The 21,559-nt window shown below is 71.8% G+C and carries 21 protein-coding genes; 1 reads left to right on the top strand and 20 read right to left on the bottom strand.

The window, feature by feature from the left end:
• Positions 1 to 34 precede the first annotated feature (34 nt).
• From IG74_RS0105650 to IG74_RS0105610, 9 genes are read right to left on the bottom strand one after another with little or no spacing between them, the layout of a single operon-like run.
• Positions 35 to 1,039, bottom strand: a complete 1,005-nt coding sequence (locus IG74_RS0105650; protein WP_030670579.1) for a beta-ketoacyl-ACP synthase III — start codon at positions 1,037 to 1,039, stop codon at positions 35 to 37.
• Positions 1,036 to 2,115 (bottom strand): fatty acid desaturase family protein, encoded by a 1,080-nt coding sequence (locus tag IG74_RS0105645; RefSeq protein WP_051854596.1) that lies wholly within the window; start codon positions 2,113 to 2,115, stop codon positions 1,036 to 1,038. The genes IG74_RS0105650 and IG74_RS0105645 overlap by 4 nt, the downstream gene beginning before the upstream one ends.
• Positions 2,112 to 3,122, bottom strand: coding sequence for a VlmB-like protein (locus tag IG74_RS0105640; RefSeq protein ID WP_234334231.1), 1,011 nt, complete (start codon positions 3,120 to 3,122; stop codon positions 2,112 to 2,114). The genes IG74_RS0105645 and IG74_RS0105640 overlap by 4 nt, the downstream gene beginning before the upstream one ends.
• Before the next feature lie 29 nt (positions 3,123 to 3,151).
• Complete coding sequence (locus IG74_RS0105635) at positions 3,152 to 3,706, bottom strand: flavin reductase family protein (RefSeq protein ID WP_051854595.1); 555 nt, start codon at positions 3,704 to 3,706, stop codon at positions 3,152 to 3,154.
• Positions 3,697 to 4,182 carry a membrane protein gene (locus tag IG74_RS0105630; RefSeq protein ID WP_030670570.1) on the bottom strand — a complete coding sequence of 162 codons (486 nt, stop codon included), beginning with the start codon at positions 4,180 to 4,182 and terminating at the stop codon, positions 3,697 to 3,699. Before IG74_RS0105630 ends, IG74_RS0105635 begins: the two co-directional genes overlap by 10 nt.
• Entirely contained in the window at positions 4,182 to 4,694 is a 513-nt protein-coding gene (locus IG74_RS0105625; RefSeq protein ID WP_030670568.1) for a type II toxin-antitoxin system RatA family toxin, read from the bottom strand. Before IG74_RS0105625 ends, IG74_RS0105630 begins: the two co-directional genes overlap by 1 nt.
• Positions 4,681 to 5,979, bottom strand: a complete 1,299-nt coding sequence (locus IG74_RS0105620) for an aspartate aminotransferase family protein (RefSeq protein ID WP_051854594.1) — start codon at positions 5,977 to 5,979, stop codon at positions 4,681 to 4,683. The genes IG74_RS0105625 and IG74_RS0105620 overlap by 14 nt, the downstream gene beginning before the upstream one ends.
• A gap of 8 nt (positions 5,980 to 5,987) precedes the next feature.
• Positions 5,988 to 7,124: an acyl-CoA dehydrogenase family protein gene (locus tag IG74_RS0105615; RefSeq protein ID WP_037824576.1), complete on the bottom strand. Its 1,137-nt coding sequence runs from the start codon at positions 7,122 to 7,124 to the stop codon at positions 5,988 to 5,990.
• 41 nt (positions 7,125 to 7,165) lie between these two features.
• Complete coding sequence (locus tag IG74_RS0105610; protein ID WP_420709857.1) at positions 7,166 to 8,854, bottom strand: aldehyde dehydrogenase family protein; 1,689 nt, start codon at positions 8,852 to 8,854, stop codon at positions 7,166 to 7,168.
• A 172-nt stretch (positions 8,855 to 9,026) separates the two neighbouring features.
• On the opposite strand from IG74_RS0105610, the gene IG74_RS0105605 reads away from it, so the two are divergent.
• Entirely contained in the window at positions 9,027 to 10,037 is a 1,011-nt protein-coding gene (locus IG74_RS0105605) for a bifunctional lysylphosphatidylglycerol flippase/synthetase MprF (RefSeq protein WP_078868607.1), read from the top strand.
• Between the two features lie 48 nt (positions 10,038 to 10,085).
• Here the strand turns inward: IG74_RS0105605 and IG74_RS0105600 are convergent, their stop codons facing one another.
• The 11 genes from IG74_RS0105600 to IG74_RS0105555 all read right to left on the bottom strand — a co-directional run bounded on the left by IG74_RS0105600 (position 10,086) and on the right by IG74_RS0105555 (position 21,459).
• A complete protein-coding gene (locus tag IG74_RS0105600) occupies positions 10,086 to 10,820 on the bottom strand; it encodes an AfsR/SARP family transcriptional regulator (RefSeq protein WP_234334230.1) in 735 nt (244 codons plus the stop codon).
• A gap of 335 nt (positions 10,821 to 11,155) precedes the next feature.
• Positions 11,156 to 11,776 carry a carboxyl transferase domain-containing protein gene (locus tag IG74_RS0105595; RefSeq protein ID WP_078868606.1) on the bottom strand — a complete coding sequence of 207 codons (621 nt, stop codon included), beginning with the start codon at positions 11,774 to 11,776 and terminating at the stop codon, positions 11,156 to 11,158.
• A 125-nt stretch (positions 11,777 to 11,901) separates the two neighbouring features.
• Positions 11,902 to 12,768, bottom strand: coding sequence for a hypothetical protein (locus IG74_RS54155; RefSeq protein WP_030670552.1), 867 nt, complete (start codon positions 12,766 to 12,768; stop codon positions 11,902 to 11,904).
• A gap of 109 nt (positions 12,769 to 12,877) precedes the next feature.
• Positions 12,878 to 13,537 (bottom strand): GDSL-type esterase/lipase family protein, encoded by a 660-nt coding sequence (locus tag IG74_RS45595; protein WP_063761219.1) that lies wholly within the window; start codon positions 13,535 to 13,537, stop codon positions 12,878 to 12,880.
• Positions 13,538 to 13,675: 138 nt separating this feature from the next.
• Positions 13,676 to 14,251 carry an SRPBCC family protein gene (locus tag IG74_RS0105580; protein ID WP_078868605.1) on the bottom strand — a complete coding sequence of 192 codons (576 nt, stop codon included), beginning with the start codon at positions 14,249 to 14,251 and terminating at the stop codon, positions 13,676 to 13,678.
• Positions 14,248 to 15,708: an MFS transporter gene (locus IG74_RS0105575; protein WP_051854589.1), complete on the bottom strand. Its 1,461-nt coding sequence runs from the start codon at positions 15,706 to 15,708 to the stop codon at positions 14,248 to 14,250. Before IG74_RS0105575 ends, IG74_RS0105580 begins: the two co-directional genes overlap by 4 nt.
• 140 nt (positions 15,709 to 15,848) lie before the next feature.
• The gene (locus tag IG74_RS0105570; protein ID WP_037824573.1) at positions 15,849 to 16,520 is read right to left on the bottom strand and encodes an HAD family hydrolase; all 672 of its coding nucleotides are present in this window, start codon (positions 16,518 to 16,520) and stop codon (positions 15,849 to 15,851) included.
• 7 nt (positions 16,521 to 16,527) lie between these two features.
• Positions 16,528 to 17,727, bottom strand: a complete 1,200-nt coding sequence (locus tag IG74_RS0105565) for a cytochrome P450 (protein WP_030670540.1) — start codon at positions 17,725 to 17,727, stop codon at positions 16,528 to 16,530.
• A gap of 80 nt (positions 17,728 to 17,807) precedes the next feature.
• Positions 17,808 to 19,367 carry an MmgE/PrpD family protein gene (locus tag IG74_RS0105560; RefSeq protein WP_234334229.1) on the bottom strand — a complete coding sequence of 520 codons (1,560 nt, stop codon included), beginning with the start codon at positions 19,365 to 19,367 and terminating at the stop codon, positions 17,808 to 17,810.
• Complete coding sequence (locus IG74_RS45590; protein ID WP_158857469.1) at positions 19,364 to 19,666, bottom strand: hypothetical protein; 303 nt, start codon at positions 19,664 to 19,666, stop codon at positions 19,364 to 19,366. The genes IG74_RS0105560 and IG74_RS45590 overlap by 4 nt, the downstream gene beginning before the upstream one ends.
• A gap of 11 nt (positions 19,667 to 19,677) precedes the next feature.
• Positions 19,678 to 21,459, bottom strand: coding sequence for a carbamoyltransferase (locus IG74_RS0105555; RefSeq protein WP_030670536.1), 1,782 nt, complete (start codon positions 21,457 to 21,459; stop codon positions 19,678 to 19,680).
• Positions 21,460 to 21,559: the final 100 nt, after the last annotated feature.

Below are 21,559 nucleotides of genomic sequence, written 5' to 3'. Positions count from 1 at the left end.
TGAGTGCGGGTGGGTACGGAGACGGGTGCTTGGCTCATGCCGGGGTGATCTCGGGCCAGCGCACGGCGCAGGCACCCCAGGTGAGGCCGCCTCCGAACGCGGTGAGCACCGTGCGGTGCCCGGACTCCAGGCGGCCCGTCGCCACGGCGTGCGCGAGGGCCAGGGGGACGGAGGCGGCCGCGGTGTTGCCGACCTGGTCGAGGTGGACGGGGCACCGCTCCCGCGGCACCCGCATGCGGTCCGCGACCGCGTGCAGGATCCGCAGGTTCGCCTGGTGCGCGACGAGCCGGTCGATGTCGTCCGCCGCCCAGCCGGCCCGGCGCGCCGCGGTGAGCGAGGCGTCGGCCATGCGCTCCACGGCGTTGCGGAAGACGGCCTTGCCCGCCATCCGGAAGTAGGGGTCCCCGCGGCCTGCGGCGAGCGTGTGCAGCGGCTCGCGGGAGCCTCCCGCGCGGACGATGATGAGTGCGCTGCCGGAGCCGTCGCTGCCGAGCACCGGAGGAACGAGCGCGCCCGGCTCGTCGGCCCGTCCCGCGCGCAGCACCACGGCACCTGCGCCGTCGCCGAAGATGGCGCGGGTCGAGCGGTCGGCCGGGTCGAGGATGCTGGAGTACACGTCCGCGCCGATGACCAGCACGCTGCCGGCCGCCCCGGCGGCGATCAGTCCGGCCCCCGCGGCCAGGGCGTACAGGAAGCCGGTGCAGACGGCGCCCACGTCGAAGGCGGCCACCGTGCCGAGGCCGAGCCGGTCGGCCACCAGCGGGGCGGTGGCCGGGCAGGGGTGGTCCGGCGTGGTGGTGGCCAGCACGACGGCGTCCACGGCCTCGCGCCCGGCGGACTTCAGCGCCCGCTGCCCCGCCTCCACGGCGAGGTCCGACGTCGCCATGGACGGGTCGGCGACGTGCCGGGTGCCGATGCCCGTACGACTGCGGATCCAGTCGTCCGACGTGTCGAGTTCGCGGGCCAGGTCGGCGTTGGTGACGGCGTGCGGCGGAAGCCAGGTGCCGAGGCCGCACAGCACGGCGGCGTCGGCGCTCACCGGGCCCCCTGGACCGGGGCGTCGCGCTCCAGCGCGGCCACTTCGTCGCTGACCCCGCCGAGGTGGTCGGCGACGTTCAGGTACGACCGCAGCAGCCGCTCCTCCGCGTACGGCAGGCCGTTGCGCACCAGATAGTCCTTCACCAGGGGCTGGGCCCTGCGCAGGCTGCGCCGGGGCATGGACGGGAACAGGTGGTGCTCGATCTGGTAGTTGAGGCCGCCGTAGAAGAAGTCCGTGATCCGGTTGGGCAGCAGGTTGCGCGAGGTGATCACCTGGCGGGTGAGCCAGTCCAGCTCCTCCTGCTCGCCGTCGCGCACCGGAAGGCCCTTGTGGTTGGGCGCGAACATCAGGCCCATGTAGAAGCCGAAGGCCGCCTGGTGGACGACGAGGAAGGCGATCGCGACGCCCGGCGACAGAACCGTGAACACGGCTGTCAGGTAGGCCGCCAGATGGAGCGTCAGCAGGGCGAGGTCGAGGAGCACGTAGCGCTTGAGGGCGCCCTTGCGCGCCGCCACGTAGCCCGAGGCGTGCAGGCGCAGCCCCTCCATCAGGATCAGTACGTAGAACATCCAGGCCTGGTGGCGGACGATGAACCGGCCCGCGGCACCTGTGCGTTTGGTCCGGTCCCCCGCGTCGAAGATCACCTGTCGGCGGAGGATGTCCGGGTCGAGCGAGAGGTGGTTCGGGTAGTTGTGGTGCTTGGTGTGGTGGCCGACCCACCAGCCGAAGCTCACCCCCGTGAGCAGGTTGCCGTGGGTGTAGCCGATCACGTCGCCGGGGCGCCGGGTGCGGAAGATCTGCCGGTGGCCCGCGTCGTGTCCGATGAGGTCGGTCTGGCCGAAGCAGACCGCGAGGAACACGGCGACGGCCAGCTGCCACCAGCTGTCGCCGATCAGCGCGAACAGGGTCCAGCCCGCGGCGAGGAGCAGCAGATTCGTGACGATCTTGAAGGTGTAGTAGCCCGGCTGGGACTTCATGAGTCCGGCCTGCCGGACCAGTTCGGTGAGCTCCTGCAGGCTCGCGGTGTCCGGGCCCGGCGGAGCCGTGGGGCCGGGCGTCCCGTCCAGGGCGCTCATGTCGCCTCCTCCAGGCCCATGTGGGCCAGCCTGGTGCGCTGCATGCGGGCGGCCCAGGCGTGACCGGTCTCCAGGCGCTCCACCGCGGTGGTGTCGGCCAGGCGGCGGCCGGGCCAGATCTCGTAGTCGCCCAGCAGGTCGCGATGCTCGTCGACGCCCTGCTGGAAGAGCTCCTCGCGGCGCATCAGCTGCTCGGTCGTCGGCAGCTTGTCCCACAGCGCGTAGCCCTCCCGGATCAGCTCCAGGAGGCGCTCCTTGTCGTGCGGGTTCCGGCGCAGGTGGTCACGGACGACGGCGCTGCCGACCGTGAGGTGCCGGATCTCGTCGATTACGGCGCCCCGTTCGATGTCGGCTGCGGCCGGGTCGAAGACCCGCCACTTGCGCTCGCTGAGTTCGGCGGCCGGTGCCAGCACTCCTTCGACCAGGACGGTCAGGACCAGGACGCCGCCGACGAAGTCGCGCTCGTCGCGCAGCACCCGCAGCCCCAGGTTCTCCAGGGGGACGAGGATGCGCTCCCGGTCGGTGGCCGAAAGGCGCTCCACCGTGGCGAACAGCTCCTCCTGGGGCACGCCGAGGTCGAGCAGGTGGCTGCGGAACACCATGGCGTGCCGGGCCTCGTCGATGAGCTGGGTGGCGTAGAACTCCATGGTGTCGGTGTCCGGCGCGAGTGCCGTCATGTAGCCGATGGCCCGGGTGGCCTTGTCCTCGGCGACCGAGCGGTAGGCGAGTTCCTGGGTGAGCGCGCTGTTGAGCGGGCCGGGCCTGGTGACCGCGTCCAGCGGTCGTACGTCGTCGTCGTGGCCGAGGTCGCGGCCGCGCAGCGTGCCCTGCGGCACGGCGTTGAGCCAGTACCGCAAATTGCAGCGGGCCGGGGTGAGTTCAAGGGTCTCGGCGCCCTCCAGGAGTGAGGGTGCCCTGTCCCAGTCGGCCTCGGCCGGGATGCCGCCCGGCGGTGCCGTCGGAGGCGTCGATGTCGGCGATGTTGTTGATGCCGTCGATGTCGTCATGGGGGGTCCTTTCAGTCCCTTTCCCGGGGTCAGTCCCTTTCCCGGGGGCGGAAGGCGGGCGTGGAGGGGCCGGAGTGCAGCTCGCCCGCGAAGGTGACCAGTGGGGTGCCGCCGCGGTGGACCGCCGAGACGACACGCGCGATCAGCAGCTCGTGATCGCTCAGGACGACCGTGCGCTCAGGGCGGCACTCCAGCCACGCGACCGCGCCGCTGAGCCGCGGCACGCCGTCGGCCGGGTCGTCGAGCCAGGCCTTCGGCGGCAGCTGGCTCAGGCCGCTGGGCCGTGTGCGGCGGGCGAAGTGCCGTGCCAGCGCCTCTTGTCCGGCCGCGAGCCCGTTGGCGACGAAGGCCGGGCTCTGCGCCACGGCGCGCAGTGCGCGGCTGCCGCTGCGCAGCGCCACGCAGGCCATCGGGGGGTGCCCCGGAACCGCGCTGAAGGTGCTGACCGTCACGCCCTCGGCGTCCTCGCCCACGCCGCAGGTGAGGACCGTCACCCCGGTGGCGAAGTGCCGCATCGCGGAGACGACGTCGGCGGCGGCGCACGCCGCGGCGTGCGGGGCCGGGCGTCGGGTGGCTAGGGCCATGACAGCGAGCCCACGCCCTTCGGGTCCGGTGCCACGGCGGCGGCCTCGTACTCGCTGCGGAAGCGGCGGTAGGCCCGGTGCGCCTCCGGCTCGAAGTGCACGCCGAACGGCTTGAGGAAGTTGCCGAACAGCGCCCGGTCGCCGCAGAGATGGACGGCCAGCGCGAGCAGCGCCCACTCGAAGCCCCACAGCCAGATCCAGGCGAGGGCCACCAGGCCCTGGGTGACCATGGAGTGCATGACGTTGTAGAGGACGTAGTAGACCTTGGGCAGCTCCCCCTTGTGCCGGTGGTACTGGACCGCTCCGGGGACGTAGCCGATCAGGTCGATGTAGACGAACAGGACCACGGCGGGCACCCATCGCACCTGCCCCAGGTGGGTGAAGAAGAGCACGACGGCCACGACGAGGCCGAGCGCGTACTCCGCGCGGACAAGGCGGGCGGTCACCGGCGTCATGAACAGGTTCTTCGTGTCCATCACACCACCTGAGTCGCGGCGGCGGCCACGGGCCTGGGCGGCTCGGCGACGATGACGGCCAGCGCCTCGTCGCCCACCACCCACCCCTGGGGGAAGAGACCGAGCACCACACGGGCGATGGTCTCCCGCATGACCCGCTCGGCGATCGGATCCAGGATCCCGGCGAGGCTGGGGATGCCGAAGTCGAACTCAGCGCGGAAGCCGACGCGCACCTCGCTGCCCGACGCGGTGATCCGCCACGTCCCGGTGAACACCTCGAAGTCGCCGTCGAGCTGGGCGAACGTGATGGTGAGCGCCTGCCGGTCGAAGCGGTCGCACTCGGTCCAGCGCAGGATGCCGTTGCGGAAGTACACCTCCCAGTCGCTGGTCTCCTCCGCGTCACTGATGTCGTGCACGGTGACCGCGCGCACCACGGGTGCGAGCTCCGGGTACCGGGCGAACTCCCGCACCCGGTCGTACACCGCGTCCGGAGCGATGCCGGGCACGCCGATGATCACGTCAATGCTGCGCATGGGATGCGCCACCTCCGAGGGTCGGGACATAGCGAGCTGCCTGCGCCCGGCAGGCACGGTCGAACGCGGTGAAGAGGAACGCCACGTCCGAGGGGCTGAGGACGGCGGGCGGGGTGAGCCGCAGCACGAGGTGGGAGTTGAGCGAGTGGTTGGCCACCACACCTTGCTGGATCAGCTCCACCAGCAGGTCGCCCGCCGGGCCCGGCTCGGCGAACTCGATGCCGATGAGCAGCCCCCGGCCGCGCACCTCCCGCACGACGTCGCCGAAGTGCTCCCGCGCGATCCGGCCGATCCCGTCGAGGAGCTGGACCCCGAGGTCGCGGGCCCGGGTCACCAGGTCCTCCTCCTCGATCGCGGTGAGCGCGCCCCGCACGGCGGCCATCGCCAGGGGCATCCCGGAGAAGGTGGAGGTGTGCAGATACGGGTCCTTGTCGAAGGCCGCGAAGGCCGCAGGGGTCGCGACGACCGCGGAGACCGGCATGACGCCGCCGCCCAGTCCCTTGCCGGTGAGGAGCACGTCCGGGGTCAGCCCCTCCAGGTCCGCGCCCCACCAGGCGCCGAGGCGGCCGAGGCCGGTCTGGATCTCGTCGAGGACGAAGAGCGCGTCGTGGGCGCGGCACAGCTCCTGGACCGTCCGCAGGTGGCCGGGCGGCGGAAGGACCACGCCCGCTTCGCCCTGGACCGGCTCGATCACCACGCAGGCGCGGCCGGAGGCCGCCGCGAGCTGCTCCTCAAGGGCCGCGGCGTCACCGTAGGCGACGTGGCTGGTGGAAGGCAGCAGCGGGCGGAAGGGCTCCTGGAACAGCTCCTTGCCGGTGAGGCTGAGCGCGCCCATGGTCTTGCCGTGGTAGCCGCCGTGCGTGGCGATCAGCCGGTCCTTGCCGAGGGTGCGGGCGATCTTGATGGCTGTCTCGACGGCCTCGGCTCCGGAGCAGGCGAAGTGGACCCGCTCCAGCCCGTTGGGCACCGTGGCCACCAGCGCGTCGGCGGCGAGCGCCGCCTGGGGTTCCAGCAGGACCCGGGTGGCGACGGGGTTCCGGTGCAGCTGTTCGATGACGTGGCGTACGACGGTGGGGTGTCGCGCGCCCATCAGGAGCACGCCGTATCCGCTGCAGTTGAGCAGTCCGCGGCCCGCTGCCGTGGTCACCCAGGCGCCCCGGGACTCCGCCTCCAGTTCACCGCCGAGCAGCTCGCCGAGGGTGGCCCGGCCCTTGCTCAGACGCGTCCGGTACAGGCGGCCGATCTCGGCGCGACCGGGTGCGGGCGCCTGCCTGACAGTGGTCATGTCGCTCCTCATGCCAGGCGCAGCGGCCGGCCGTCGGCGTGGTCGAGGAAGGGCTCGGCGCAGCCGGAACGGGACGGCGGGTGGAAGGACAGGCCGTGCGAGGCGGCCGCCAGATAGGCGATGTCGCCCGAGCCGATGAACGCCATGCCGCCGAGCAGTTCCACGGCGCGGCCCACGGCGGCCCGGATGGCGTCCTGTGCCCCGTAGCGCGCCACCAGGGCCCGGGCGAGGCCGTCGTTGCCCACCGCCCCGTCCATGATCATGCGGGCCGTGCCCTCGGTGAGGAGGGAGGCCGTCTCGTACCGGGTCAGCAGCTCCGCCCGCTCGCTGGCCGTGCCGCGGCCGCGTTCGAGGACGCGCTCGACCAGTGCGCCCGCCATCCCCACGTACGAGGCGGTGATGAGCAGTTCGAACCAGATGAAGCCGACGGTCTGGAGCTCGTCCAGCTCGCCCTGCTCGCCGAGTTCGGTGCGCATGACCTGCTGTTCGTCGACGAGGACGTCCTTGAGCCGCACCTCGTCGCTCTCGGCGCCCGCCAGGGCCCAGCTCGACCAGAACGGCTCCACGCTCAGGCCCTCGGCCTGCCGGGGCACCAGGAGGACGGCCATGTCACTGGTGCCGTCGGCGTTGGGCAGGGCGGCGCTCGCGGTGAGCAGGTCCATGGAGCGGGACAGGCTGCAGGGCTTCTTGGAGCCGTTGATCACGTAGCCCTTCTCGGCGGGTGCGGCCTCGACCGTGGGGCTGAGGATGCCCCGGTCCGGGCGCCCTTCCGCGAAGCCCGACGCGACCAGGAGCCGTTGCTCGACGATCCCCTCCAGCAGGGCCCACTCCACACCGCCGCTCTGCAGGCTGTCGGCGAGCGAGAACAGGGTGGCGACGGAGAAGTGGTGCATCGTGGTGGCCACCGCGAGCGAGGGGGCAGTGGCGGCCAGCGCGCGGGTGACGGCCACCGCCTGCAGGGGCGTGGCGCCGCTTCCCGAGTAGGTCTTGGGGATGACGAGCCCCGGGCCCGCGTGCGCACGGAAGAGGTCGATGGCCGGGCTGCCCGGCTTCTCCAGGTCGGCCAGCGCGACCCGGGTCAGCTCGCCGAGCAGGCCGGGCAAGAACTCCTCGCAGGTGCGCCGGTCCAAGTCCATGGAACGCATGACGTCGTCTCCTTGTGGGCGTCCTTGAGTGCACGGCCGGTTCAGGTGCGGGTGTCGATCAGGTGCTGCCAGGCCCCGAAGACCGCGTCCCGGGGCCGGGAGCCGGAACTGACGCTCACGCCCTGGAGGTGCGAGGTGCGCAGGATGGGGTAGTTGGCCTCGCCGAAGACACCGCCGGTCAGCCCGGTGCCGCCGTGCGTGGGCAGATAGGGGAGGAATCCGATGTGCGAGTCGTTCACCTTGAGCAGTCCGCCGGTGCGGACCCGGGTGACGAACTCGTCGACGACCGCGGAGTCCTTGGCCCACAGCGAGTTGCGCAGGCCGTAGTGGCTGGAGTTGACGAAGTCGACGAACGTGTCGAGGAGTTCGGCGTCCGGCGCGGGATCGGCGACGATCAGGGGAAGCAGCGGGAAGAACGTCTCGTGGCGTACGGCGTCGAGGTCGCGCGCGTCGTCGACGCCGCGCACCACGATCACGGTCGGTTCGAGGAAGATGCCGTGGGGGTCGCGGGCCCCGTCGAGTTGCATGGCGGAGCCGCCGCAGACCACCTCGGCGCCCTTGTCACGGGCGTCCTTCAGGCAGCTGAAGAACTTCTCGTTGCGCAGCACGGGCGTGAGCAGCACCTCAGGCTCCCACGGGTGGCCGGGCCGTATGCGCCCGGCCTGGCGGACGAGGCGGCGCACCAGGGCGTCGGCCACGTCGGGGTGCACGAGCACCTGGTTGGGGATCATGCACAGCTGCCCTGAGCCGTAGAAGCTCTCCGTGAGGGCCTCGGCCGCGAGCTCGACGTCGGCGTCCTTCCACACGGCGACGACGTCGTTGCCCGCCAGCTCCAGGATCGGCTTCTTGCCCGCCTCGATGCAGCGGGCCTCGAACTTCAGCCCGTTGTCGCTGCTGCCGAAGTAGATGATGTCGTTCACCGCCGGGTGGGCCAGCCAGCAGTTGAGCATCGGGGCCGGGTCGCCGCAGACGACGTTCAGTGTTCCGGGCGGGGCGCCGACCTCCGCGAGCACGGGGGCCACGAGCTCCTGCATGACGTACATGACGCCGAGCGGTGCGCTGCGCGGTGCCCGCACCACCAGCGCGTTGCCGCCCATGAGGGCCGTGACACCGAGCAGGGCGCTGGACAGGGGCGCGTTCTGCGGCGGGTTGAGGCAGACCACGCCGTCGGGCTTGCGCCGCACCTGGAGCAGGCGCTCGCCGCGGTGGAACTCCTGGAGCATCTGGCCGCGGTAGAAGCCGATCGACTCCTGGCCGAAGCACTCCAGCATTCCCGACACCTGCCAGCGGGCCAGCGCCAGCGGGTGCCCCTCCTCGACCAGGATGGCGGCGATGTCCTCGGCGTGCTCGGACAGGCGTGCGTGCAGCAGCCGGCCCACCGCGTCGATACGGGTGGGCAGGGGCACGGCGCCCCACGCGGGGGCGGCGGCGGCCGCTGCCTCGACGGCCCGCTCCACCGTCGCCCGGTCGGCCTTGGCGACGCGTCCGACGACCGTGGCGGGCAGATCGTCCGGTGCGATGCGCCGCTGTTCGAGTTTCCGTTTGAGGGTGAGGTTCGCGAACACGTCGTCCAGCAGGGAATCCGCGTCGAGTACGTAGACCCAGTCCTCACTGGGCACTTCCTCTCCGCCGACGTGGGACCGGTAGGTGCGCAGGCGCGCGGGAACCCGGTGCGTGCCGTGCTGAAGCGGCCGCCGGGAATACGTACGGGACAACTGCGTACTGCCCACGCTCACTCCTTCGGTGTGCAACCGGACCAGCGGCCGAGGGCCGCGTCGCGATCCTCACAGGGGTTTCTGACAGGCCACTGAAAGTCCGCTGAGACTGCGGCATCAGCCGGATGCCGCAGGCACCGGCCTACGTTGTACGAGGTGTGCCGGGTCGAACGGGAGGGTGCGACGCATGAGTCAGGTGTCAGACAAGTCTCCGGCGAGCGAGGAGATCTCTCAGGCCGCGTTGGCCGCCGTTCAGAAGTACGCGGAGAACCCGAGCGCTTTCCTGGCGCTGAACGCGGACAATCAGTGGTTCATCGGCGACGGGGGCGAACTCGTCGCCTATCGGGAAGCCGGTCGGTTCTTCGTCCAGTTCGGCGGCGTCTTCGGTCCCCGGGACCGGCAGGCGGTGGTTCTGCGGGATTTCAAACGGCATGCGCGGGACCGGAAGCGGCGTGTTGTCGCCATCCAATTGCAGCGCGCGGACGCCGAGTTGTACGCGGCGGAGGGGTTCACCCTGAATCAGGTGGGTTCTTCGTACGCGGTGCATCTCCCCCACTTCACGCTGCGCGGCTCACGGTTCATGAAGCTCCGCAACAAGATCTCCCGGGCCAGGCGCGGCGGTTTCGAGGTCGCCGAGGTCTCCTTCGATGAGCACCGTGACAGCGTCCGTGCGATCGACGCGGCCTGGCTGCGCGGCAAGGGCAGGCACGTCAAGGAGATCGAGTTCCTGATCGGCGAGACCGGCGGCCCGGTGCAGCAGTACCGGCGCCTGTTCCTGGGGACACTGGCGGGCCGGGCGGTGGCGTACGTTTCCTACGCGCCGGCGTACGGCTCGCGTTCCGGCTGGCTGCACGACCTCAGCCGGCGGCTGCCGGACGCTCCGCCGGGGGTGATGGAGGCCATCAACGCCACAGCTCTGGAGACCTTCTCGCGCGAGCAGGCCGAGTGGCTGCACTTCGGCTTCACGCCGTTCACCGGGCTCGAAGCAGCACTCGAACTGACACCGAGCAGCGCGCTGACCGGACGGTTCCTCAGGCTCCTGGCCGACAAGGGAGGAGCCGTCTATCCCGCCGCCAGCCAGTTGGCGTACAAGAAGAAGTGGGGACCGCAGCTGGTGCTGCCGGAGTACCTGGCCTTCGAGGGCGGGGCGAGCCTGGGCGCCGTGTGGCACATTCTGCGGGTGACGAAATCCGTGTGAGCCGACCCCGCCCGCGGATTTCTCACAGCGCTCGGCTCCGCTCCTGCTTCACGTCAGCAGGTTCTCCTCCTGCTGAAGCACCTCCTTGAGTTTCCTGCGCAGACCGGGGCCCGGGTCGATGCCCAGTTCCGCGGCGAGGTTGCGCTGGACGCGGCGATAGGTGCTGATGGCGTCGGCCTGCCGTCCGGACCGGTAAAGGGCCGTCATCAGCTGCTCGCAGAAGCGCTCACGGAGCGGGTGCTGGGTGAGGAGCTGTTCGAGTTCCGGTATCACCTGCTGGTGCCGCCCGAGTTTCAGGTGTGCCGCGATGAACAGCTCTCGCCCGATGAGCTTTGTCTCCTCCAGGCGCGCATAGGCGATACGACAGGTCATGCCGTTTCCCGCGTCCAGCAGGGCCGGGCCGCGCCAGGCGGCGAATGCCGTGGAGAGCAGCCCGATGACGCGTTCGGGATCCTCGTGCACGCACTGGCTCGCCGCGTCCACGACCCAGGTGAACCAGAGCGCGTCGACGTCACCGGGGTCCACGTCGAGCACGTATCCGCAATGCGTGGTGCGGATGAGATCCCGCGCACTCGGCTTGCCGGTCTGCCGGGCGAGAATGCGGCGCAGTCGCGCGACATGCGATTGAAGGGAGTTCTCTGCCGTCTTCGGGAGCCGGTCGCCCCAGAGCTCGTCCAGCAGATCAACGGCGAGTACCGGAGTTCCGGGGGTGAGGGCCAGGGCCGCCGTGATGGCCCTGAGTTTCTCGCCCGGTATCTCTATGGGGATGCCCTCTTCGATCACCTGCAAGGGCCCGAGAAGCTTGATTTGCATATGCTTGTTCCCCCGTATCTGCGATGTTCGGCGAAATCCCCTGCTCCGAACGCTCATTCGCTTTCAGGGAGCATAAAGGATCAATGTTCTCAACTCAACTGCACTGGGTAATTCTTGTGCGTGCGCAAATTGATCATGGCGAGAAACAGTGCAGCGAATTGAAGGACCCGTCGGGTCGATCATCCGGGTCGGCCAACCTGCCAGGTCAGCCTCGCACGACGGAAGGATGCGACCGCGACCGACGGAATACGGCTGTCTGGATGCTTTCGATTCCGGGAAAGCCGTGGATCAACGGCACTTTGCGATCACGTCGATGGCATTCCGTGCCGGTGCCGAAGCAGCGACGCGAGCCTGCCCCGAGCATGTCCAGGGAACGAATCGGCGCCGCCCGTGGTTTCCGCGATCACGCGCCGGTGGATCACTTTGACGGCCCCCTCCGTGCCAATGACCGCGATCCCGCCCGTCGGCCGGTCCAGCGGAACGTCGACCCCGGTGGACCGGAAGTCCCGCACGAGGTACGCACCGCCGTGGGCCTTGCGGGGAATCGACAGGACCCGGGGAACAGAGGCCTCGCGGTGAGCATGAAGAAGCTTCGCGCCGCGCCGAATGACGCCCGCGTTCGCCTCCCCCGGTGCTCCGCCGAAGACGCGGAAGTCGTAGACGTACACGAAGGCCTCGCGGCCGCGCACCGGGCCCCGATCGAATATGATCGATCGAGGTCTGCACGATGCTTCGATCTCGGTGAATGCCCCCGCGTCCGGGAAGGCGTCCATGCGCTCGCGTGCCGTGCGCTTTCCCTTGCCCTGCTGTACCTGGGACGCGATTTCGTCGGGACCACGCCTCAAGCGTTTTGGCATTTCGCGGAGTTCGGCTAGCTTTCCGCTGAAATCGTTGCTCTCTACGGCTTCACCAGCAGAGGTTCCCATGTGGATCCGTCCGACCTTCGGCAGTAGTGGTCGGAGTATCGCGGAGCTTCCTGGTAGCCCGCTGAAATGCGCGTTTCAGCGGTCGGGAACCGGGCCGTGCGACACCTTGAGTTCCGTCCGGCCCCCTAGGAGGCACCGGAGCACACAATGACCGCCTCCGCCCTGTGGTCGCCCCACATGCCCATGGCCCCCAGCGCCCGCCCCTGCCGTCCGACGGTGCGCGCCAGGAGCAGGACCATGCGCATCCCGGCGGTGTCGAAGACGCGTCGCGGAGCGGGCTCGTGGCCCGTGCCGCTCCCGGGTGGCGTCCGACGCACGTGGACGAGGCGGGGATCCGACGGGGTCGCGGGCACCCGGCGCAGCGCCCGGCCCACGGCACGGGCGGCGTCCTCGTACGACGACGGGGTCGGTCCGCCCGCCGTGCAGTGCGCGCTCACCCGCGCCAGCCAGGGCAGTCCGAGGCCTTCGGCCCTGGCGCGCCGCATGAGGACGACGGCCACCGCGCGGTCCGCGCGCTCCGCGAGCGCCGACAGGGCCTCCGGACCCAGGGCCAGGGCGATGTCCCGGGTCAGGACGACTCCGCTCGACGGCGCGTTCCCGTACGGCCGGGTGTGCTCCTCGTGGTCCGGCCGGGTGCGCTCCTCCTGGTCCGGCCGGGAGACTGCGGGGTCCACACCGCTGACGACCACGACCTCCCGCTCCCCGCTGCGGATGAGCCGGTCCGCGAGGCCGATGGTGTGCAGGCTGCACGGACCGGACTCGCTCACCGAGATCACCGGAATCCGGTCGGGCAGGCAGGCGCGGTGCGCCGTCCGGCGGGCGTACGCGTGTCCGGTGATCAGGCAGTCCACATCGGCGACGCACAGACCGGCCCGGTCGAGAGCGCTCTCGATGGCGATCGCTTCGAGGACGTTGGTGCACACCGTCCCAAGCCCGGCGAAGATGTCTCCGCCGGGCGTGCACGCTCCCGCGAGGATCACTGACTCGTGCATGCGCGCTCACCGTTCGGCCGGGGCGAGGGGTGCAGGGACCTCGGCTGGTTCCGGCGCCGGTCGCCCGCGGGCCAGGACCGAGGCCGGGCCAGGACCAGGGCCATCGCGCCTACGCGGCGACCCGGCCGGAAGCGAGATGGGTGACCAGGCGGCGGATGACCGCCGCGGCGACCTCGTGGTCGTCGGCGTCGGTGCGCCGGCCGCCGCCGTCGGACAGCACGTCCACATGGAACGCGCCGTGCCGCAGGGCGAGTTCACCGGTGCGCTCGGCGAGCAGCCGCAGCCGCTGCTGGAGTCCGCCCGCGCGGTCCGCGGCCGCCCCCAGCAGACGCGGGCCGTACAGCCCCACGGTGATCACATCGGCGCCGGTGTCCCGGAGCGGGCCCACGATCCGGTGCAGTTCCGCCTCGACGGCATCGACGTCGAAGGAGTCGGCCACGGCCTCGTGACCGCCCGCGACGACCGCGGCCAGGTCGCTGCGGAAGGCCAGCGCCTGGGCCAGTTGACGGGCGCGGACCTGGGCCGCCGAGTGGCCGTGGCGCCCGAGGTTGAGGTAGGCGAGGTCGGGCCGGGTCGACCTGAGCGTCTCGGCGACGCGGTCGGCCCAGGGCTTGTCGGCGCCGCGGCCGCGGACGCGCCCCAGGCCCCCGGCGCCGATGTCACCGAGAACGATGAACCGCCGCCAGGGCACGCGGTCGAGGGGTCTGGTCTCCTCCTTCCCGGTGCGCTGGTCCGGTGGGCGGCTGTCGTGCGAGGAGGTGCCGGTCACGGTGTTCTCCTGGAAGTGGGGGGGGAGCCTGATGGCGGCGCCGAACGGTCCGGGCGTGTGGGTGGGGCCCGCGCCGACCGGGCACACGGCTGGTCGCCGCGGCCGGGGGCTGCGCCGCGGTGCCGGTGCGCGGTCGGGTCACCGAGGGCCTCCCTGCTGCTCGGCGGCGTGTCTGATGCGGTGCAAGGTGGTGCGCATCCCGGCCCGGTTGACGCCGGCGCGCTCCTGCGGTGGTGTCCCGGTGAAGGCCCTGCCGAGGAACTCGGCGGCCTTCGCACCGCGTCCGCGGCGCAGGTCCTCCCAGTACTCGACGAGCTCCACGCCTTCGTTCCGGGGCTCCACACGGTAGCCCCACAGGGCGATGGGCAGGCCGAAAGAGGCCACTTTGAAGGCGAACTCCCGGCCGGGTTCGGCGCGTACGACCCGGCAGGAGGTGAACCACACCCAGGGGCCACGGCGGTTGAAGCCCACGAAGCGGTCGCCCGTGCGCGGCATCGCGCGCCGGGAGACGACGGCCCAGCACTCGGGGCTCCACCGGCGCATGTCGCGGATGCGGGCCACGGTGGCGTAGACGCGGGCGGCCGGGGCGTTCACGACGACGCGTTCCTCGACGGTCCACTCCCGTCGGGACCCCCGTCGGAACCCCCGTCGGGACTCCCGTCTGGTCTCCCGTCGGGACTCCCGTCGGGCCTGCGCCGCGTCGTCCGCCGTCACCGCTCCGCTCCCTTGCCGCCGCCGGGCTCGGTGGTGGCGCTCGCCGTCGTGGCGGCCCGCGCGGCCTCCGCCTGCGGGCGGCCGCGCCGTCGGGTCAGACCGAGTCCGAGCAGGCCCGCGACCGTCGCCGTGGCGCAGCTGAAGAACACCACGTGGCTGTAGCGGTCGGCTTCCGTGGAGGCGTGGGCGGACAGGATGGCGGCCAGTGCCGCGATGCCCAGGGCGCCGCCGATCTGCCGTACCGCCATGTTGAGCCCGGTGGCACCCGCGAAGTCCGCCGGTTCCACGGACAGCGCCGCCGCGCTGGACACCCCGGTGCTGACCGCGCCGATGCCGACACCGGCGAGGAGGCCGACCGGGAACCACATGGTCCACAGGGCCGCGTGCGAGGAGAGCGTCAGGCCCAGCCACAGGCCGGCCGCCACCCACGTCAACGAGCCGAAGAGGACCACCAGATGGGGACTGCGCCTGCTCAGGGAGCGTCCGACCCACGCCGCGACCACGGCGGACAGCACGGCCCCCGGGCTCATCGACAGACCCGCCGCGATCCTTGAGTAGTCCCAGAGGTCCACCAGGAACAGCGCCCCGATCAGGAGCCAGGCGTAGAGGGCCGCGCCGAAGAACAGCGAGACGAGATTGGCAAGGGCGAAGACCCTGTTGCCCCACAGCCTGGTCTGGAGGGCGGGCCGGGGGTGGCGTCGCGCCCGTAGCAGCGCCAGGGCCAGCAGGACGAGGCCGACGGCGAGACAGCCGAGCACGCGCGGGTCGTCCCAGTTCCACTCCGGCCCCTGGGTGACCCCGAGCACCACGAGGCCGGTGCCCGCCGCGAGGAGCACGGTGCCCAGCACGTCGGGGAGCCCCTGCTCGGTCGGCGCCGACGCGCGCACCGCCCTGACCCCGACGAGCAGCGCGATGCCCAGCGGGACGTTGATGAAGAACACCGAGCGCCAGCCGACGGTGTCGATGAGGATCCCGCCGAGGCTCGGCCCGGCCGCCGCGGCGGCCGAAGCGGCCGCGCTCCACAGCCCGATCGCGGCGGCCCTGCGCTGCGGCGCCACGTCGGCGAGGAGCAGGGCGAGGGACGCCGGGACCATCGCCGCCGCGCCCATGCCCTGCAGCGCGCGGGCGAGCAGGAGCAGCGGGAGGCCCGGCGCCACGGCGCACAACAAGGACGTGACGGTGAACAGACCCATGCCGACGGTGTAGAGCCGCCGTCGCCCCAGCACGTCCGCGAGGCGTCCCGCGGGCGCGAGGAACGCGGCGAACACGATGGCGTACAGCGAGATGACCCAGGTCAGATCGGCCACCGAGGCGTCGGGGAAGCTGCCGTGCATGTCCGTCACCGCGAGGTTCGCCACGGTGGCGTCGAGGATCGAGAGGAAGATGGCACCCGCTGCCAGCGTCACCACCACCGGGTAGGTCGGGCGCGCCGCGGCCGCATCCGGACTCCGGTCCATGAGTCGTCAGCCCTTCGTCGTTTCGATGGACGACCTTCACTCTCACCACCATTCGGAGCGGGACGCTGGCAGGATTGCGACGTGGCCGCCGGAGTGCGGCACGACGTCCGGAAAACATCGCTGCCTGGGCTGTGCGCGGGTCAGGGCGGAAGGGCGCCGGGCAGCCGCCGCCAGGTGCCGGACTCGGCGTACCGGCGAAGGACAGGGTCCGTACCCACCATGACGGGATGGCCGACGGCGAGCAGCATCGGCAGGTCGGACGCGTGGTCGCCGTACGCGTGACAGTCCTCGCCGCGGATCCCGAGGTCCTTGAGCAGGGCGCGCACCGCGACGGCCTTCTCCTCGCCGATCATGGTGGTGCCGAGCCCGCCGGTGTGGATGCCGTCGACCGTCTCGGGCCGCGCGGACAGGACGGCGTCGGAGCCGAGCCGCTGCGCGACGGGGTCAAGGCACGGGGCGAAGGACCCCGAGACCAGGACGACCCGCTCGCCCCGGTGCTGGTGCGCGCGCAGCGCCGCCACCGTTCCGTCGAGGAACAGGTCCCCGGAGCGCAGTTCGGCGGCGAACCAGTCGCGGCCCTGGGCGGCCAGCTCCCCGGCGTCGCGACCGGCGTACAGGCGGTAGTACGCGCGCGCCACGGCGGTCCGCGGCGCACCGCGCGCGGCCAGGGCCCGCAGGCCGCGCACCGCCTCGTCGAAGGCGGCGCGCGGCCGGTGGGAGACCCGGTAGTGGTGGCGCAGGAACCGGAGCATGCTGTTGACCGAGATCAGCGTCTCGTCGACGTCGAAGAACGCGGCCGCGGGCGGGGCCATGACGTGCTCAGTCCCAGGCGACGGGAAGCTCTTCCCAGCCGCCGAGGGCCGCGAAGTCCTTCCACCGCAACCGGTGCGTGGGCACCGCGAGCCGCAGCAGGGGGAACCGGTCGAACAACGCGCGCAGTCCGACGGCCAGTTCGGCCCGGGCCAGGCCCGCGCCGATGCAGAAGTGCGGCCCCGGCCCGAAGGCCACCTGGGTGCGGTTCTCCCGCTGGATAAGGCAGCGGTCGGGCTCGGGGTACACCTCGGGATCCCGGCTCGCGGTGCCGACCGACGCGAGGACCGCGGAGCCCTCGGGGATGACGGTGTCGCCGAGCTTCACGTCGCTGGTGGTGATGCGGATGGAGGTTCCGCCGCCGGGGCCGTTGAGGCGGATGACCTCTTCGACGGCGTCGGGGTAGAGGTCCGGGTCGGCGCGCAGCAGGGCCAGTTGGCCGGGGTTGCCCAGCAGGGTCGCGGTGCCGCCGCACAGCACCGTCACCGTGGTGTCGTGGCCCGCGAGCAGCAGCAGCGCGCCCAGGCCGACGATCTCGTCCTCGGTGGGCTCGCCCTCCTCGTCGTGGATCCGCACCAGGGCGCTGATCAGGTCGTCGCCGGGATCCTCGCGCCGGATTCCGATCAGCCGGGCGAAGTACTCCCGCATCTCCTCGTTCGCCCGGTTGATCTCCTCGGGCGGGTACTTGGTGAGCGACATGAACCGGTCCGTCCAGGCGCCGAACCTGTCGTAGTCCTCGAACGGCACCCCGAGGGTGCGGCAGATCACGCGCAGGGCCAGCGGGCGCGCGTACACCGCGGCGAGGTCGACCTCGGCGGGACCGGCCTCCATGGCGTCGAGGAGGGCCGCGGCGACGGACGCGATGTAGGGCCGCAGCCGGTCCACGCGCTGCGCGGTGAAGGCCCGGTTGGCCAGCCTGCGCAGGCGCGTGTGCCGGGGCGGGTCCATGGTGAGCATGCTGTTCGGGTCGGGCTCGACCACCTGGGCGCGGGCGGCGCCCGGGCGGAACAGCGCCTCCCTGCTGAAGCGCCGGTCCGAAAGGGCGGTCCGGACGTCCTCGTGGCGGGCCACGAACCAGGCGGGGTCGCCGGTGGCGAGGGTGATCGGGCAGACCGGCTGCTCGCGCAGCGCCCGCGCGTACTCGTCCGGGGGCACGAGCGGGTCGGTCCGTTTGGTGGGGTAGGTGAACCTGGGCGTGTGCTCGGACATGGTGCGGTACTCCTTCTGTCGGGCTGCCCCGCGTCCGGCGCGGGGCGGGACGGGGCGGGACCGGGGCGGGTCCCGGCTCTTCACCGGCCGTGCCGCAGGCCGGACTCGACCGGTGCGCCGGAGGCGGGCAGCGGTTCGGACAGTGCGGTGCCGACGAGTTCGTCCACCTCGGGCGCGTCCAGTGAGGCGAGCCTTTCGAGGGCTTTCACCACGTCGGCGGAGGAGCCGGTGGACGTGAGTTTCTCGCGGACGAGTTCGCGGTGGGTGGCCCGCGTCGCGGGTCCGGCCGAGCCGCGCGGCCGCTCGCAGGCCGCGGTGACCGTCCGGCCGTCGCCGAGCGTGACCCGCAGCCGGGCGCCCACCGCCTTGCCGGCCTCCCGGAACGTGCCGCTGGGCGGTCCCGCGATCTCCGGGCCCGCCGCCAGAGCGGCCCCCATGAAGTCCGCGAGCCACTCCCTGCCGCGGTCACCGGCCTGGCGCAGCGCCTCGCCCAGCGGGGCGGTCGTGCGCAGGACCCGGCGGCTGAGCCCGGCGTCGTACTCCAGCCGGACCCGGTCGGCGAGCGACCAGCGCGAGGGGTCCGCGAGCGCCGGTTCGGCGAGATCGCCGGGGACCACGGAGCCGGTGGTCAGCGCGGTCGCCACGTTGTAGGCGACGCACACGTTGAGCGCCATGACGGCCGACCGCTCCCGGTCGAGGTACGGAGCGCCCTCCTGGTCCATGACGATGGTCAGCCGGGCCGCCGAGACCACGATCTCCCGGATGTCGCGGATCTCGTCCGCGGAGAGCCTGGCGTGCAGGTGTGCCGCGCACTCGACGGCGGCGTCCACGTAGGCGCCCGCCGGGTACATCTTGAAGGTCAGCGTCTCGGTGTGCCAGCGCGTGCCGAGGCCGGCCGTGACCACATCGGGCGAGGGCACGTGGGCGAACTTGGCGAGCAGGCCGCCCGGGTGCTCCAGGATGTCGTCCGCGCCCCGCAGCCCCGCGGCCGCGGCGTCGCAGGCGTCCAGGGCGGTGCGCACCGGGGCGGCCGCCGAGAGGACCTTGGCGTCGCTGCCCACCAGCGCGCGCCGCAGCGGCCACGGGGGCATGGCGAGGGCGAGGCCCCAGGCGTCCGTCCACCGCGGGGCGGGCTCGCCGGCGCCGTGCAGCCGGGCCGCCACCGCGCCGACGAGCTGGGTGTACGAGGTCCCCTGTCCGCGCAGCGGGCCCAGTACGGCGGCGGCGGTGACCCGGGCGGCGCACTCGTTCGCGGCGACGACCGCGGTCAACAGGGCCTGCCCGTCGAGCCGTTGGACCCGGCGGTGGGCCAGCGGGACCCCTACGGAGGAGTGCGTGACGTGACCGGCGTACATGCTGTCCTCGTAGTAGAGGCACGAGGACAGCGCGGCCAGCACCTGGGCCGCCCTGCCCGGGTCTGCGGACAGCGGCGTGCCGAAGGCCTTGACCAGCTTGCGCCCCAGGGGGTGCCCCAGGCTCGCCCGCACCACCGCGAGATGGGACATGACCTGGCTCGTCGCGTACTCCTGGACGCGTACGGGCACGTCGGCGTGGCACAGGTCCGCGGCCCACTCGGCGAGGCGGCGGGCGAGCGGCACCGCCGCCTCCCGGCCGCGGCCCGCCGGGTCGTGGGCGCTCACCTCTCGCGCCAGGGGAGGCCGCGCCGCCGGTCCTCTATGGACCGGACCGCGCAGGTGGCGGCGAGGACGGAGGCACGCGCGGCGGCCAGCGCCTCGCGGGCTTCGCGGCCGAGGCCTTCGTCGTCCGGTGCCCGCTCGGCCCGCTCGGCGGTCGCCGCGAGTTGCAGCGCGCACTCCACGGAGGCGATGCAGGCCTCCTCCAGCGGTGCCGTCCGGCCCGTGCCGCGGGTCAGCGCGGTCAGCGCCGCCGTCAGGAGCGGGCCGACCGACTGCCGCTCCAGTCGCTTCGGCTGTGCCATGCCGACGTCCGTCACTTCTTGACGACCAGGAAGCGCCCGAGGACCAGGTAGTCGATCTCGGTGTGGAGGAAGCAGTCGAGCGCGTCGCCGGGCGAGCAGACGATCGGCTCCCCTGCGACGTTGAACGACGTGTTCACCAGGCACGGCACATCGGTCAACTCGGTGAAGACACCGAGCAGTTCGGCGAGCTTGGGATTCGATTCCGCGGTGACGGTCTGCACCCTGGAGGTGCCGTCGACGTGCATGGCGCCGGGGATGACGTCGTGGAACTCGGGCCGTACCGGGAAGACGAACGTCATGTAGGGAGAGGCGGCCTTCTTGCCCAGGTCGAAGACCCGGGCCGCGTCGGACTCCAGGACGACCGGCGCGAAGGGGCGGAAGGGCTCCCGGTGCTTGACCCGGGTGTTGATGATGTCCTTGATGTCGGCGAACCCGGGATTGGCGAGGATGCTGCGGTTGCCCAGGGCCCGCGGGCCGTACTCGGTGCGTCCCTGGAACCAGCCGACGACCGTCTTCTCGGTGAGCAGTTTGGCGGTCTGTTCGGCCACCGCCTCCTCGTCGAGCTCGGTCCAGTCGACCTGGTCGGCGCGTTCCCGCAGCGCGCGGAGCATGTGCTCGTCGCTGTAGGAGGGGCCGAGGTACGGGGTGGCGGGCAGGGCCCGGGAGTGCCCCGTGAGCCGGCCCGCGTAGACGGCGGCGCCGATGGCCACGCCCGGGTCGCTCGCGCCGAAGCTGACGTGGATGTCGGTGAAGCGGGAGTTCTCCAGGAGCTTGGAGTTGTTCACGCAGTTGAGGGCGAGGCCGCCTTCGTAGATCAGGCGGTGCAGGTCGGTGCCTGCCTCCAGGGTGCGCAGCTGGTGTTCGGTGACGACCTCGACCATCTGCTGTGCCGCCGCGGCCACCGTGGCGCGGAACTCCGTCTCCTCACGGCGCTTCTCGTCGCCGCCGAACAGCCGGTCCAGCAGGGGGTAGTAGCCGCGGGTGCCGCTCGGGTCGTTGGCGAGGGCGAGGGTGTAGCGGCCGTCCTCGTGCAGTTGGGCCACGTGCCGCAGCAGCGGGTTGTCCGTCGGGGGCTCGGCGAAGGCGGCAAGGCCCATCACCTTGTACTCGTCGTTGTTGGGCATGAAGCCGAGGTAGCGGGTGATCTCCCCGTAGAGCAGGGCGAGGGAGTGGTTGACGCTGATGGACGACTTCTCGAAGAGCCGGATCTCGCCGTCGCGCACCTCCCCCATGACGGAGGACAGCCGTTCGGCGCGGCCGTCGCTCACCAGGAACGCCGCGTCCTGCTCACCGGAGAGGTAGTAGCCGCACATCAGGTGGGCGAAGTGGTGCGGCACGGGGACGAGTTTGTCCGCGGGCAGGTCGTATCCCGTGCGCTGCTCGAAGTCGGCGTGCAGCGCTTCCTGGCAGACCAGGCCGCCGTAGAGCTCGCCGAACCGCCTGAGCCGGTCGAACTTCTGCTCGACGGTGAGGCCGCTGGCGCTGATGTCCTGGATCATCGTGTCGACGAGGTCCGGGGAGAACGACCACGGGAACGCGATGGCGTCGACCTGGTCCAGGCGCACGTCGGCGGTGTTCAGGCACCACCGCAGGGAGTCGGCCGGGAAGTCGGAGGTCTTCTTCTCCCGGTTCATCCGCTCCTCTTCGACGGCGGCCACCAGCTCGCCGTCCACGAAGAGCGATACGGCCGCGTCGTGTCCGAGGATGCTGTGCCGGTCGATGCCGGTCGCCCCGTACAGCCGCCCGAAGGTGTCGGCACCGTGGGTAAAGCCGTTGTAGCCAAGGACAATCACACCGGGCTCCTTCGATGACTGGGTGATGCACCATCAGTGCGACGGGGAACTGCCTGGCGCTCATCGTTCAAGTTCCGGCTTGAACGCCCCTGAGATCCGG

The sequence above is a fragment of the Streptomyces sp. NRRL B-1347 genome (genome assembly GCF_000720325.1).
Classification (GTDB): Bacteria; Actinomycetota; Actinomycetes; order Streptomycetales; family Streptomycetaceae; genus Streptomyces.
The sequence above is the reverse complement of the archived record's forward strand: the minus strand, read 5'-3'. Positions and strand labels throughout refer to the sequence as shown.